We start from the raw sequence: 13,921 nt of genomic DNA, 5'->3' as shown, positions 1-13,921 counted from the left end.
AGCGGACACTACGCTTGCGCCATGGCACGTTCGGTTCGGGACGCCTTCGCGGCGGGTAAGCCCACATTCTCGTTCGAGTTCTTCCCTCCGAAATCGGAGGCCGAGGAACGACTGCTCTGGACGACGATCCGTGAACTCGAGCAGCTTCGTCCAGATTTCGTGTCAGTGACCTACGGCGCGGGCGGAGCCACCCGCGATCACACGATTCAGATAACTGAGGGCATCGGCAGCGATACGACTCTGCTACCAGTCGCTCACCTGACGGCGGTAAACCATTCGGTCGCCGAATTGCGCTCTATCGTGGGACGCCTTGCCGATGCCGGCATCTCGAACGTGCTCGCGCTACGGGGAGACCCGCCGGGTGACCCGTTGGGGGACTGGGTCGCACACCCTGAGGGCCTGAGTTACGCGGCCGACCTGGTGGCTCTTGTCCGCGCGCACGGTGATTTCACAGTGGGCGTGGCCGCGTTCCCGTACAAACACCCCCGGTCTCGGTCTAGCGAAGAGGACACCGCTTGGTTCGTCGAAAAGTGTCGGGCCGGCGCTGACTACGCGATAACGCAGATGTTCTTCGACATCGAGGCGTACCTGCGGATGAGGGACCGGGTGAGCGCAGCGGGCAGCGCCGTCCCGATTCTGGCCGGTCTGATGCCGGTCACGAATATGGGCATCATCGCGCGCTCAGAGCAGTTCACCGGTGCGCCCTTCCCGACGAAGTTGGGCGCCCGGTTCGCCGCGATTGCCGATGACCCGAACGCTGTACGGGCTCTTGGCATCGAGGAGACCTCGCGGTTGGCGCAGCGGCTGTTGGACGAGGGCGTTCCCGGCATCCACTTTTACACGTTGAACCGATCGAAGGCCACGCGCGAGGTTTGGGCGAATCTGACAGGCTCAACGCTGGTTCGCTGAGCCAATACCAACCTTCGCTGAGCCAGTATCAGGCCGTACCTGCCCGAAACGCTTTGCTGACGGACGGATGCGCTCAGCGCAGGCCAAGGTCGAGCGGATCCTCGCTCGCCGCCCGTCCCGCAAGCGGCAGCGTTGCGCCCAAGACGCCGAAGGGCCGATGGTCGCCGGGAAACAGATGATTGCGTGCCAGGTCGACAAAACCCACTCGACGGTACAGCCGCCAGGCACGGTTCTCGCCTTCGGGCGTCGAGAGCACCATCGTCCGATGCGGCAGCCCATCCGACAGCGAATTCAGGATTCGTTCGCCTGCGCCCATGCCCTGACTGGCGGGAGAAACGTGTAATTCGGATAATTCAAAGGCATTGTCGAGCCAGCTGGCGCCCTGTTTACCGATGGCTTTACGAACCAGGTCGTGCCACCACTGTCCGGGCACGCTCGTGTAGCCATAACCGAAACCGATCAGGCGGCCATGTCCGTTGACCGCCGCGCGGAACCGAAATGACGAATACGTCGAGTGCTTGAGGGCGTGTGCGGCTCGTTGCTTACCGGTGGCTGGCAGGTAACCCATGGCGGCGACGTAAATGGCCATTGCCTCGTCGACTTTCGCCGGCAGGTCGGCAGGCGGCACGTCGATGATGACGAACCGTGCCGCTTCCGTGTCTTGGGTCACGACTGCAGATTAGCGCTCAACCAGAAATCGCACAGGAGGCGATAACGTCTGCCAGACCACATTTCCTTAGGCGGCCCTGGTCGATAAGCAGGCTCTCCTGACCGCTCCTCCCGGCTTTGGTGGCGTTCAGCCTTCTCGGACGGCAAACGGGGCGCTGGCCGAAGCGGTCTGCTCCACTAGGTAGGACTTCGTCACACGACCCCAGAACCTGATGGGGACGTGTTGGCGGCAGGTGAGCATCAGGCTGGTTCCGCCGGCGGAGAAACGGCCGGTCATCCGCGGGCGAACCGCGGCTGTTGAGTTGTCGAGGTACGCGTCGATCGCGCGGGTGAGTTGGTCGGAGGTTGCTGAACTGCCGTTCGATGACCCATGAACGTCGGCGATCGAGGGGACGGAGTTCGCAACCGCAACGGCAGCACTCTCGCAGATCGCCCGCAATCGAGCGTGTTTTGCTGCCGCATCCTTGCGGGCCACGGCGCCGCCGGCGCCGAGAAGCAGGATGAGACAAACACCGACCAGGAGCGAAAGACGAGCTCGCCCGCTGTTGACGCCACTGGCTCTGTCAGTCGTGTCTGTCGGCGCGATCGACGATGCAGTCGGTACGCCGGGTGGCGTCCCTGGCATGGTCGAATTCTTTCAGCCGAGGCTCGCGTTCGTGGGCGATTAGCCAATCTTCATGCGACGACAGCCGGCTCGGCGGAGGTGATGACCCGTAGGTCGTCATAGCTGATCGGAAAGATCGAATGTGCGATGCCGCCAGCCGCCCAGAGCTCGGCATATTGGGCGAGATCGAGGTCGATCAGCGTCCGGATCGGCGCCGGGTGTCCGATCGGTGAAACACCCCCGATCACTTGCCCAGTGACCCTGCGGACGAACTCGGGCTTGGCGCGGCTCAGAGCGGCTGTCCCGACGAGCGCCGCGACTTTGTCGGTGTCAACGCGGTGTGCACCGCTGGTGAGCACGAGCAACGGCGCACCTTCGGCGGTAGTGAAGATCAGCGAGTTTGCGATCGCCCCCACGTCACAACCGATGAGGCCTGCCGCTGCCGCTGCAGTGGGTGCTGCCTCGGTGAGGATCCGCACTCTGCCTGGGACACCTGCGGTCGCCAGAATGTTGTTGACCAGCACGCAGTTGGGATGCAGATCGGTCACGGGGAAAGCCTAGCGATCGGGTATCCGGGCGGTCTTTGCGGTGGTGCGCACAGTAGTTTTGATCGATGCGCGCGCGGCCGACGACCAACCACCCGGCGACGCTGTTAGCCGCGGCGTCCTTGCGTACCTGCGTGGGCAGGATTTTGGTCGGAATCTCAGCGATTTTGGCAGTGCTCTTTTCAGCTGCCGGGGATGCCGCATGGGCGGCGCCCAGTTCCCCCGAACAGATGCACGCCAATCTGACGTCAAGCTCGGGTAGTCCTCGGCCGAGCAAGCCGGCGGTCACCAAACTCTTCGACCTAGCGGATCCGCGGATTGACGAGGCCAGCGGCCTGGCGGTCGGGATCAGGTCGCCCGAAGTCCTATATCTGCAGAACGACAGTGGCGACAGCGCGCGCTTCTTCGCGCTGGATTCGAAAACCGGCCGCACAGTCGCCGTCTGCACCGTGCCCGACGCGACGAATATCGACTGGGAGGATCTGGCCGTTGCCCGCGACTCTGCAGGCACACCCTCAGTGTGGCTGGCCGACATCGGTGACAATGACGAGAACCGCGCCGACATAGCCGTCTATCGAGTCGACGAGCCTGCGCTCGCTTCGGACGGCCCAGCACGTGATCTCGTGACCGCCAGACCGGAGGTTTGGCGGCTTCGGTATCCGGATGGGCCGCACAATTCGGAGGCCCTCGTCGTGGACCCGAACACGCATCGCCTCTACATCTTTACGAAATCATTGTTTGGTCAGACCGTCGTATATGAAGCTCCACCGCGTGCCGACTCGGTCGCTGTTGCGACGCTTCAACGGGTGGGCAGCATTCAGTTCTCCCTCACCGGAACACCGGGAGGCCCGAATCTGGTTGGCGAACTCACTGCCACCGGCGCTTCGATGTCGCCGGACGGCAGCATCCTTGTGGTGCGCACCTACACCGACGCGTACCTGTGGCCGGTGCGCGGTGGCAACATCGGCGCCGCTCTGAGCAGACCGCCAGTTCGGATTGCGCTACCCGCCCAGCCGTTGGGCGAGGGTGTCGCAGTTCAGTCGGGCAATCTGATCATCGACAGCGAGCAGGCCGGTAGCGCGGTCTATTCGATTCGGATTCCGTCATTTGCTGTGATAGGTACTTCGGCCGGTAGCCCAGACAATCCGTCGGCCGGGGCCAATCCCGCAGCCTCGGCAGGCCCTACGCGTTCAGCGATCGAGCCAGCGGCTGCCAAACACAACGCCAGGAACCGTCTGATACTTGTCGTCTCATTGGCGGTGGCCGCGCTGCTCGTTCTGTCAGCCATCCGGGGTCTGATCTGGTTGATGCGGCGCCGTATCCGCTTTTGAGCAGGGTCGCTTTTGAGCGGGGTCGCTTTTGAGCTGGGTCGCTTTTTGAGCTGGGTGAATGATGCCCGGTCAGCCGTGCAGGCCGCACTCGGTCTTGTTAGTACCCGCCCATCGCCCCGCTCGCGAGTCCTCGCCGGGCAGCAGGCGCCGGGTGCAGGGCGCACAGCCGATCGACCCGTAACCGTCAGAGAGCAGCGGGTTCACCAGGATGCCGTTCTCGGCGACATAGCGGTCAACCTGTGCGTCCGACCAAGTCGCGATGGGATTCAGCTTGACCATTTCTCGCTTCGCGTCCCACTCGATGACCGGGGCGTTCGCGCGGGAAGCTGAATCTGCACGTCTAAGGCCGGACGCCCAAGCGCGATATGGGCCGAGGGCTCGCTCGAGCGGCTCGACTTTTCGCATTGCGCAACACAGATTCGGGTCTCGATCGTGCAACTTCGGCCCGAACTCGGAATCCTGCTCGGCAACGGACTTCAGTGGCAGGATCGTCCTTACCGAAACCGGCAGTACTGCAGAAACCGCGTCTCGCATGCCGATGGTCTCGGCGAAGTGGTAACCCGTATCGAGAAAGAGGATATCGACGCCGGGCCGAACTTGGGAGGCTATGTGCGGAAGCACAGCGTCAGCCATGGAGGACGTGACGCACCAGTCATCGCCCAACGTGCTTTGGGCCCATTGAAGGATCTCAACCGCCGACGCACCCTCGAGCCGAACCGCATCTCGCGCGACCAAAGCTCGTAGATCTGCGCGCTCTTCAACGGCGACGGTCATCGTTGCTGCTCTCCTGTCTGCGGTTCGCTCGTCCAGTCCGGCGCCATGCCCAGATATTTCAGCGAAAAGACACGCTGACAAGCTCCGCACCGCCATTGTCCATGCGTTTCACTGAATGGACGAATATTCTCGTCCGCACAGTACGGACAATGGAACGGCGCTGCGCGCTCAGTCATTCCCTCTCGGCCATTCCGCCTGGTCCGCCAAGCATCACTACAGCAGCCAGTCCTCATCTGCGCGAGTCACGTATGCGGCGAAGGACTCGTCTTCGACGCGACGTTCGAGATAACCCCGCAGAATTCGTTCGGCGTAGTCGGGGGCATCCTCGGCAGCGACCTTCAGACCGCGAAACTTCCGACCAAATGCAGCCTCGGAACCGAGCTGACCGCCAAGATGAATCTGGAATGCCTCAGCATCGATGAAGGTGCCGTCGTCTTGTTTGACCTTCTGCACTATGCCCTTGAAGCCGATATCGGCCACTTGGAATCGCGCGCAGGAGTTCGGGCATCCGTTCACGTTGATCGTGATGGGTGTGTCGAAGTCCGGGAGGCGTTTTTCGAGTTCACCGCGAATGACCTCAGCTCGCCCCTTCGTTTCGACGATGGCGAGCTTGCAGAACTCGATTCCCGTGCACGCGATTGTGCCGCGGTGAAACTTGGACGGTCGAGCGGAAAGGCCTAGCAACTCCAGCTCGTCTGCCAGTTCCTCAGCGCGAGCGGGTGTGACATCCAGAACCACAAGGCCTTGCTGCGCGGTCGTTCTGATTCGTCCGCCAGCCGTGCCGTACTCCGCGGCCAGCTCGGCGACCCGGCTGAGCACGGTGCCGCTCGTCCGACCGGATTTCGTGGTGGTTCCGACTGCCGTCTGACCGTCACGCTGCGTGATGAATCCGATGTGGTCGCGATGCGCCGGCGAGTTGTCCGGTGCCGGGCCATCGGGGAGGGCGCGGCCGAGGTACTCCTGCTCGAGGACCTCGCGAAACTTCTCCGGGCCCCAATCGGCCATCAGGAACTTGATCCGCGCATGGTTTCGCGAACGCCGGTAGCCGTAGTCGCGGAAAATCGAGCAGACGCCGCCCCAGACCTCGGTCACTTCATCTGGTCGTACGAAGACGCCCACGCGTTTCGCGAAGATGGGATTGGTGGAGAGGCCGCCACCCACCCACAGGTCGAATCCTGGCTCGCCGTCGGGTCCGACGACGCCGACGAACGAGACATCGTTGATCTCGTGATTGGTGCAGTGCTGCTTGCAACCTGAGATGGACGTCTTGAACTTGCGAGGCAGGTTTGAAAAGGCGGGATCGCCGACGTAACGCGCAGCGGTTTCTCGAAGCGCAGGACCGCCATCGATGATGTGGTCGGCTGCGACGTCCTCGAGCGGGCAACCGAGCATCACTCTCGGCGTATCACCGCAGGCTTCGGTCGTATCCAGGCCCACTGCCTCGAGCATGTTCCAAATCGTCGGAACGTCTTCAACTCTGATCCAGTGCAGCTGGACGTTCTGGCGGTCGGTGATATCGGCGACATCCCGGCCGTAAGTCGTGGAGATCTCTCCGATGACCTGCAGCTGAGCAGTGGTCAGCTGACCCCCGTCGATGCGGATACGCAGCATGAAGTACTTGTCTTCGAGCTCTTCCGGTTCCAGCACCGCGGTCCGGCCACCAGGGATGCCCGCGGCGCGTTGGGTGTACAGCCCGAACCACCGAAAGCGGCCGCGCAGATCGCCAGGATCTATGCCGTCGAATCCCGTGTGCTGGTAGATGTCGATGATCCGCTGCTTGACCAGTAGACCGTCATTGTCGCGCTTGCTGCGCTCGTTAGGGTTCAGTGGCTCGCGATATCCGAGCTTCCACTGGCCCTGTCCTTTTCCCGCTGCCATGCGCGGTCGATCCCTTCAATAGCTGCGTCGACCGAAGCCTCGGCCGAAATGTCGCTCAAATACCAATTGGTGGTGATCGGAGCGCTCAACAGGCGGCGCCGGCCACCCGAAGCAGATCGATGTGGCGGCGCGACGTCAGAACTTTTCGGGCCGGGCGCACGAACTCATGGTTCCACACCATCACCTCGGAGTCGAAAGCGCCCAACCAGTGAACGGGGAGCGTCGGCCATGAAACTCAGCGGGGCGAATCGGGATATGGCGGCTCGGGGTACTTCTGGGTCGGTTTTTGCGGATTTTGCGGATTCTGTGGATTCGGTGTGGGTGAGGGCGGCGGGTAGCTCTGGCCGAGATAGGGCTCGGCGGTTGGAGTCCCATCGGGGCCGTAGATCGGTCCGAAACCTGGGGTCGGAGGCTGGCCGTATTGGGGCTGGCCGTCTTGGGGCTGGCCGTATTGGGGCTGGCCGTATTGGGGCTGACCGTATTGGTCGGCCTGGCCGTAGCCGGGCGGCCCGACCGCTTGGCCGACGAGTTGGTTCGGTCCTTGCGGCGGCTGGCGGCGGCCACGACGCCGCAGGAGAAGGACCACGAGCGCGGCGAGGGCAAGCAGGATCAGCACAACGACGAGCCAGACGCCAGTGCCAAGGGAGTCGTGGGTATTGCTCCCGTCTGCTGCTGCGACGGTCTTGAAGTCGATCTTGCCTTCGGAGTTCGGCGTGAACGTCACAGTGTTACCGGAAATCGTTCCGGCGCTTGAAGTCACCTTGCCGGGAAATGTGAATGAGAAGGACACCTTCGCGCTGCTCAGTAGTGACTTCGGGTCAAGGCTCGGCAGGCTGGAGGCTCCGGGCAGCGCACTTGCTAGATCCGATGGGATCAAACTCGCGAGGTCCGAAGGCAACCCGGACGGAAGCAAGCTCGATAGGTCGGAGGGGAAGCCGGAGGGGAGCAGACTCGACAGATCCGAAGGCAGTCCGGACGGAAGCAAGCTCGATAGGTCGGAGGGGAAGCCGGAGGGGAGCAGACTCGACAGATCCGAGGGCACTCCAGAGGGAAGCGCGGTCGGACTTGGCGCAGCGGACGTGCCGCCTGGCGATCCGCTAGGGGCGGATCCGAGCGAGCCACTCGCTGAACTCGCGACATCACTGAGATCGAAAGTGCCGCTGAGCTGGAAATTGCTGCCGACTCGCTCCAATTTCGGCCCGGATGACCCATCGGAGGAGTTGCCCGAATTGAAGTCCGCGAGCGTCATCTTCGAAAAACTGCACTCGACCCCAATGTAGGTACCGTCGTCGTAGTCCTTTTCGGTCGTCTTCGCGCTGCCGAATTCGCACGGGTCATCGCTCTTGAGCTGCTGCAGGAGTCCGTCGCTGCCCCCGGCAAGTGACGCGATCGACTTCGAGATACCGATCCTGGTGGTCCCCGAAACGGTGTTGTCCGAGCTCACTGTGGCCTTCAACTCAATATCGACGCAGCCCGTGAGCAGCAAGGCAGAGATGGCCAGAACGCTCAGAACCGCGACCCGACGGAGAGGCAGCGCGTGCGGAGCGAACCGTGGGGAACGAGACATGCTGTGATCCTCTCCTAGCCGAGGCGCTCGCGCACCCTTCAAAGGCCGTCGGATGGTTCCTGGTATCGAGATCATCGTCTCTTTGAGACAAAGGGTTAGCTTGTGCGACACTTGATACATGTTCTCGGTCCCGTTGGTCGCTCGCCTGCATGTAGATCTGCAGCGCGTCGTCAGCGCGGCGTGTCGAATGCTCTGACGGCGCCCCCGGCTAGCAAGCCGCTCGCCCCAAAGACCCCAGCTGCGTGGGCGGCTCGCGAATGAACGCGGGAAGCCATGCGCCGCGATCATGTCGAAGATCTGGACCTGCCTACCGATGATCCGCCCAACCAGTACCCGTACGACTGGAGCCACCCTGTGGTTCACCGGTCTCCCGAGCGCCGGTAAGACAACCCTGGCGACCGCATTGGCGGTGCGACTTCGTGAATCAGGGCGCGCGGTAGAGATCCTCGACGGCGACGCAGTGCGGCCGGTCCTGTCGCCTGAGCTCGGTTACTCCCGGGACGACCGGGACGCGAATGTCGCGCGGATCGGCTGGGTCGCGGAGCTTCTCGCTCGAAACGGGGTACTGACCCTCGCCTCCGTGGTCTCGCCGTTCGCGGCCGCGCGAGAGGCTGTGCGGTCACGGCACGAGAGTTCGGGTGCTCCATTTTTTGAGATTCACGTGGCGACTTCGGTCGAGATCTGTGCCGAGCGCGACGTGAAGGGTCTCTATGCAAAGCAGCGGGCCGGGAATCTCGACGGTTTGACCGGCATTGATGGTGAGTACGAGCCACCCACGAGTCCGGAGCTCGTCATTGACACCGCAGACCGCACGGTCGACGGCGCAGTGGACGAATTGATCGCCCTGTTGGACAAGGAGGACCTGCTATGACTGCAGTTCTGCCCACATCCTCGGATTCGTTGGAGCGTGGTTGGCTCACTGATCTCGAGGACGAGGCAATCCACATCATCCGCGAGGTCTTCGGTCAATTCGAGCGGCCAGTGCTGTTGTTTTCTGGTGGCAAGGATTCGATTGTTATGGCTCATCTGGCGATGAAGGCATTCTGGCCGTCCCGGCTGCCATTCGCTCTGATGCATGTCGATACGGGGCACAACTTCGCCGAGGTCATCGAATATCGCGACCGCAAGGTGGAGGAGTGGGGTGTCAAGCTCATCGTCGCAAGCGTTCAGGACGCGATCGATTCAGGTCGGATTACCGAGACGCCGGGGCAGATCCGCAATCCGCTGCAAACGGTGCCGCTTCTGGACGGCATCGCTGCGAACAAATTCGATGCCGTCCTCGGAGGCGCTCGGCGCGATGAAGAGAAGGCGCGAGCAAAGGAACGCGTGTTCTCGGTACGCGATGACTTTGGCCAATGGGATCCACGCAATCAGCGTCCCGAGCTTTGGGACCTGTACAACGGCAGGCACCGTCCCGGTGAGCACGTTCGGGTTTTTCCGCTGTCGAACTGGACTGAACTCGATATCTGGGCTTACATCGAGCGAGAGGGTATCGAGGTTCCCAGCATTTACTACGCCCACGAGCGCGACGTTGTCGAGCGCGACGGAATGTTGCTCGCCATAACCGAGTTCACGCCGCCGCGCGAAGGAGAATCGGTTCGCAGAGAAACAGTGCGATACCGAACTGTCGGCGACGCCACCTGTACAGGCGCCGTGGCCTCGCGCGCTGCGGGGGTCGCCGACGTGATCGCCGAGACCGCAGCGAGCACCATCTCCGAACGAGGCGCAACCCGCGCCGATGACCGGGCCAGCGAGGCCGCGATGGAAGACCGGAAACGGCAGGGTTATTTCTAATGCCAGGTGGCTTACTGCGGGTTGTTACCGCCGGCTCTGTTGACGACGGTAAGTCGACCCTCGTGGGCCGTTTGCTCCACGATGCAAAGGCTGTTCTCGCTGATCAGATGACGGCGGTCGAGGCAGCATCAGAACGCCGAGGTTACGAGGGCACGGACTTGGCCCTTCTGGTCGACGGATTGCGTGCTGAGCGCGAGCAAGGCATCACCATCGATGTTGCCTACCGCTACTTTGCGACGGCGCACCGGACCTTCATCCTCGCCGATACCCCGGGACACGTTCAATACACGCGGAATACGGTGACCGGTGCGTCCACCGCGGACGTTGCCGTGATTCTCGTCGATGCTCGTTCGGGCGTGGTTGAACAGACGAAACGGCATCTGGCGGTCACCTCCTTGCTGCGGGTTGCGGAGATCGTTCTCGCGGTCAACAAGATGGACCTCGTGGATTTCTCCGAAAGCGTCTTTGACGGCATCGTCTCGGATTTTTCGAAGGCGGCGACGAGCCTGGACGTGCATCACTTCACGCCTATCCCGGTAGCTGCCCTGAGCGGCGCAAACATCGTCTCCAAGTCCGAGCGGATGCCCTGGTACGGCGGAAAGGCCTTGCTGGAGTTTCTCGAGACGGTGGAGCCGGCCGTTGATGCCGCGCTGCCGGCCCGTTTTCCCGTTCAGGTCGTGCTTCGCCCGCGTAGCACTGAGTATCCGGACTACCGCGGTTATGCAGGTCGGGTTGAGGCCGGCGTGCTCCACACTGGTGACAAGGTTCAAGTGTTGCCCTCGGGACGCGTTTCAGTCGTCGCCGGGATTGACACGCCAACCGGTCAACTCGCCGAGGCGGCCGCTGGCCGCTCGGTCACGGTTCGCCTGACTGATGACATCGACATCGCGCGCGGAGATTTGATTGTCGTCGATGGCGATCCTGCTCCGATGGTTACCCGCGAATTGCATGCGACCGTGTGTTGGTTGACCGACCGACCGTTGAAGGCGGCAGACCGGTATCAACTTCGTCACACGACCCGCGATGTCCGCGCGATCGTCGATGCCGTCGAGTCCAAGCTCGATGTCGCCACCGTGACGCCGATCGCTGCGACGGAGTTGACGCTCAACGACATCGGGACCGTCCGGATCAGACTCGCTGAGCCGATCGTGGCGGATCCGTATGCTCTGAATCGATCGACCGGGTCATTTCTACTTGTCGACGAGGCCAGTGGCGCTACGGTCGCCGCCGGTCTCGTTCGGTGAGTCGTCGGGTGGGTGGTCTGAGACGATTCCGATCCGGCGCGGCGAGAATCGCCATGGCGGGTGACCGGTTGCCACGTCCGCCCCACACGTGCGCGACACTGCTGGGGTGACCGGTTTACCTCTGCTTCTGGATCTCACGGGCAGGCGGGTGGTCGTCGTCGGCGGCGGTCAGGTGGCCAGTCGGCGCGCTCGTACCCTGATGGATGCCGGCGCAGCTGTTGAGATCATCGCGCCGGAGGTTGGACTGGAGCTCCGGCAATCTGCCCCGCGCATCGTCGAACGCGGCTTTGTGTCCAGCGACCTCGACGACGCGTGGTTGGTCGTAGCAGCGACGGACATCCCCTCGGTCAACGAAGCCGTGGCTTCGGAGGCCGAGCGGCGCCGAATCTTCTGCGTGCGAGCCGATCTGGCAGCCGGCGGGAGCGCCCGAGTCCCCGCTATCTACTCCACCGGAGACCTGACGATCGCGGTCAATGCCGGCGACGATCCGCGCCGGGCGATCGAATTGCGGAACCTGATCGCGGCTGCTGTAGATGCCGGCGGCCTACAAACGCGTCCGAACCGTCCGGCCGAATCGGGCACCGTGAGTCTCATCGGTGGCGGTCCGGGCGACCCGGAACTCATTACGGTCCGCGGCCGAAGGCTGCTGTTCGAAGCCGACGTGGTGGTGACCGACCGGTTGGCGCCGCGAGCATTGCTGGACCGCCTTGATGGCCGGGTGGAAATCATCGACTGCGGTAAGTCTGCACACCGGCACAACCTCACCCAGGACGAGATAAACAAGGTCATCGTGGAGCGCGCTCTGGCGGGCAAACGCGTCGCTCGCCTCAAGGGCGGCGATCCGTTCGTGTTCGGCCGCGGCGGAGAGGAATACGCCGCATGCGTCGCTGCCGGCGTTCCGGTGCAGGTGGTTCCCGGCATCACGTCCGCGATCGCCGCGCCGGCCGCGGCTGGGATTCCGGTGACCCATCGCGGCCTCGCGGCCGATTTCGCGGTGGTGTCCGGTCACCGCGATCCCGGTCGGGCCGAGGCTGGCTGGAACTGGCCCGAGCTCGCAGTCGGTCCGGCAACCCTGGTGCTGCTCATGGGGGTCGACACCATTGATGGAATCGTCGCGGAGCTGATCACTCACGGTCGCCCTGGCGACACGCCCGCTGCCGCCATCTACAAGGCGACCATGCCGGAGCAGAAAATTGTGCGCGCGACGCTTCGGGCGCTCCCAGAAGCGATGCGGGTTGGTGGCATCAAGGCACCAACAGTCGTGGTCATCGGCGCCGTGGCCGCCCTCGGCATCTAGCCGCAGTTGGCTGTGATGTCGTAGCCGTCGCCTATCTTCACCAGGACGAGGCCGTTTGAACTTCTGTGCGCGGCTGCTAAGCTCGAACAGACGTTCGATTTACGGAGAGAGGTGCAGCGATGTTCAGCCCGATCCCAGCCAGTGTGACTGTTTTGCTGTCCCAGGCGAAGACGACGTGGGCTGAGGCTGTGATGGAACCTCGAGCCGCCGAGAAGTATCGGGCCGCACATGTCGCTGCGTTGCGCGCCGCGGCTGCAGTGCTTGCCCTTCGCGCTCGGCCAGCGACCGCCGTACGGCGCCGGCCAACGAGTGCATGGGTGCTACTGGACGGTCTCGCGCCCGAGCTTTCGGAGTGGTCGGCCTATTTTGCCGACAGTGCCAGGCGTCGCGCCGCGATAGAAGCAGGTTCGGAGAGCATGATCAACGAGCGCGATGCCGACGATCTACTGCGCGCAGCTGGTGAATTCATAGCCATCGTCGAACGGATGGTCGGCGCGCTGCCGCTCGGGGTTGCCAGTTGACGGTCAGTACGCCGCTAGTGTTTGACGACGTGGGAACTTTCTCGTCTGCTTCAGAGACACCGCGTGGTCAATCGCCGCAGCTGTGGTCGACGCTCCGACGACTGCTCTCTGAGCACGAGGCTGCGGCGCCAGTCCGACTGCTCGACTGCGGCGGCGGTTCAGGCAGCCTGGCGGTGCCGCTCGCCCAGGCGGGGGCCGAAGTGACCGTGGTCGATGTGAGCATCGACGCGCTGGGCACGCTGGTCCGGCGGGCTAGTGAGGCCGGTGTGTCGGACCGGGTGATGGCGGTCCAGGGCGATGTCGAGGCACTGAGCGACCTACTGGCTCGAGCAACTTTCGACGTAGTGCTGGCACACGAGGTCTTGGGCAGTGTTGCCAGCCTGCCGGCGGCGATGGCTGAGATTGTCGCCGCGATCCGGCCAGGCGGGGTGGTGAGCATCGTCGTCGCGAACCCGGTCGCGGTCGTGCTGGGGCGTGCGCTTTCCGGCGACGTCGACGGTGCGCTGACGGCGCTGCACAAGTCATCTGAGAGTCAGTTTTCGTTGTCATCGCTGCAGGGGCTGTGCGAGGCCGCTGGCCTGGCGATCGAACAGGTCGACGGTGTGGGTGTGTTTTCCGAGATCGTTCCCGGCATTGAGCTGGAGCGTCCAGGTGCTATGACGGCCCTGGCTGAGCTCGAAGCTGCAGCCTCGGGACTCGCGCCGTACAGAGATATCGCGGCACGGTTGCACATTGTTGCTAGACGGCCAGTATCGAACCGGCCCGTCACCGAGATCTCGCAGTAGGCA

The 13,921-nt window shown here is 63.2% G+C and carries 16 protein-coding genes; 9 read left to right on the top strand and 7 right to left on the bottom strand.

Translation table 11 applies throughout. From position 1 onward, the window contains the following. The first annotated feature begins 21 nt into the window (after positions 1 to 21). The gene (metF, locus tag ACSMXN_RS16215; protein ID WP_022912741.1) at positions 22 to 909 is read left to right on the top strand and encodes a methylenetetrahydrofolate reductase [NAD(P)H]; all 888 of its coding nucleotides are present in this window, start codon (positions 22 to 24) and stop codon (positions 907 to 909) included. A 73-nt stretch (positions 910 to 982) separates the two neighbouring features. Here metF and ACSMXN_RS16210 read toward each other — a convergent pair whose 3' ends face one another. From ACSMXN_RS16210 to ACSMXN_RS16200, 3 genes are all read right to left on the bottom strand, one after another. Beyond that, positions 983 to 1,579, bottom strand: a complete 597-nt coding sequence (locus tag ACSMXN_RS16210) for a GNAT family N-acetyltransferase (RefSeq protein ID WP_022912742.1) — start codon at positions 1,577 to 1,579, stop codon at positions 983 to 985. 126 nt (positions 1,580 to 1,705) lie between these two features. Further along, positions 1,706 to 2,203 (bottom strand): hypothetical protein, encoded by a 498-nt coding sequence (locus ACSMXN_RS16205; RefSeq protein WP_022912743.1) that lies wholly within the window; start codon positions 2,201 to 2,203, stop codon positions 1,706 to 1,708. A gap of 50 nt (positions 2,204 to 2,253) precedes the next feature. Then, positions 2,254 to 2,721 (bottom strand): YbaK/EbsC family protein, encoded by a 468-nt coding sequence (locus ACSMXN_RS16200; protein ID WP_027139310.1) that lies wholly within the window; start codon positions 2,719 to 2,721, stop codon positions 2,254 to 2,256. Between the two features lie 74 nt (positions 2,722 to 2,795). Here ACSMXN_RS16200 and ACSMXN_RS16195 point away from each other — a divergent pair, with 74 nt between their 5' ends. Next, positions 2,796 to 4,058, top strand: coding sequence for a hypothetical protein (locus tag ACSMXN_RS16195; RefSeq protein WP_022912745.1), 1,263 nt, complete (start codon positions 2,796 to 2,798; stop codon positions 4,056 to 4,058). Positions 4,059 to 4,127: 69 nt separating this feature from the next. On the opposite strand, the gene ACSMXN_RS16190 is transcribed toward ACSMXN_RS16195, so the two are convergent. The 4 genes from ACSMXN_RS16190 to ACSMXN_RS16175 form a co-directional block, all read right to left on the bottom strand. Further along, complete coding sequence (locus ACSMXN_RS16190) at positions 4,128 to 4,832, bottom strand: phosphoadenylyl-sulfate reductase (RefSeq protein ID WP_022912746.1); 705 nt, start codon at positions 4,830 to 4,832, stop codon at positions 4,128 to 4,130. A gap of 213 nt (positions 4,833 to 5,045) precedes the next feature. Continuing rightward, the gene (locus tag ACSMXN_RS16185) at positions 5,046 to 6,710 is read right to left on the bottom strand and encodes a nitrite/sulfite reductase (protein WP_022912747.1); all 1,665 of its coding nucleotides are present in this window, start codon (positions 6,708 to 6,710) and stop codon (positions 5,046 to 5,048) included. A gap of 85 nt (positions 6,711 to 6,795) precedes the next feature. Further along, positions 6,796 to 6,891, bottom strand: a complete 96-nt coding sequence (locus ACSMXN_RS16180; RefSeq protein WP_022912748.1) for a putative leader peptide — start codon at positions 6,889 to 6,891, stop codon at positions 6,796 to 6,798. Between the two features lie 54 nt (positions 6,892 to 6,945). Continuing rightward, on the bottom strand, positions 6,946 to 8,277 hold the full coding sequence (locus ACSMXN_RS16175) for an LppM family (lipo)protein (protein WP_022912749.1): 1,332 nt from the start codon (positions 8,275 to 8,277) through the stop codon (positions 6,946 to 6,948). 118 nt (positions 8,278 to 8,395) lie between these two features. Between ACSMXN_RS16175 and ACSMXN_RS16170 the strand changes: the two genes are divergently transcribed. The 7 genes from ACSMXN_RS16170 to ACSMXN_RS16140 all read left to right on the top strand — a co-directional run bounded on the left by ACSMXN_RS16170 (position 8,396) and on the right by ACSMXN_RS16140 (position 13,918). Next, on the top strand, positions 8,396 to 8,473 hold the full coding sequence (locus ACSMXN_RS16170; RefSeq protein WP_455407780.1) for a putative leader peptide: 78 nt from the start codon (positions 8,396 to 8,398) through the stop codon (positions 8,471 to 8,473). Positions 8,474 to 8,563: 90 nt separating this feature from the next. Next, positions 8,564 to 9,148: an adenylyl-sulfate kinase gene (gene cysC, locus ACSMXN_RS16165; RefSeq protein ID WP_022912750.1), complete on the top strand. Its 585-nt coding sequence runs from the start codon at positions 8,564 to 8,566 to the stop codon at positions 9,146 to 9,148. After that, entirely contained in the window at positions 9,145 to 10,071 is a 927-nt protein-coding gene (cysD, locus tag ACSMXN_RS16160; RefSeq protein ID WP_022912751.1) for a sulfate adenylyltransferase subunit CysD, read from the top strand. The genes cysC and cysD overlap by 4 nt, the downstream gene beginning before the upstream one ends. Then, positions 10,071 to 11,315: a GTP-binding protein gene (locus ACSMXN_RS16155; RefSeq protein ID WP_022912752.1), complete on the top strand. Its 1,245-nt coding sequence runs from the start codon at positions 10,071 to 10,073 to the stop codon at positions 11,313 to 11,315. The genes cysD and ACSMXN_RS16155 overlap by 1 nt, the downstream gene beginning before the upstream one ends. Before the next feature lie 106 nt (positions 11,316 to 11,421). Next, positions 11,422 to 12,612: a uroporphyrinogen-III C-methyltransferase gene (gene cobA, locus ACSMXN_RS16150; protein ID WP_027139312.1), complete on the top strand. Its 1,191-nt coding sequence runs from the start codon at positions 11,422 to 11,424 to the stop codon at positions 12,610 to 12,612. Between the two features lie 119 nt (positions 12,613 to 12,731). Next, complete coding sequence (locus ACSMXN_RS16145; protein ID WP_022912754.1) at positions 12,732 to 13,133, top strand: SAV_6107 family HEPN domain-containing protein; 402 nt, start codon at positions 12,732 to 12,734, stop codon at positions 13,131 to 13,133. A 29-nt stretch (positions 13,134 to 13,162) separates the two neighbouring features. Then, a complete protein-coding gene (locus tag ACSMXN_RS16140) occupies positions 13,163 to 13,918 on the top strand; it encodes a class I SAM-dependent methyltransferase (RefSeq protein WP_196811232.1) in 756 nt (251 codons plus the stop codon). Positions 13,919 to 13,921: the final 3 nt, after the last annotated feature.

The organism is Parajatrophihabitans canadensis, from assembly GCF_053764775.1.
Note: the sequence above shows the minus strand (reverse complement) of the source record. Positions and strands in the feature narration are given on the sequence as shown.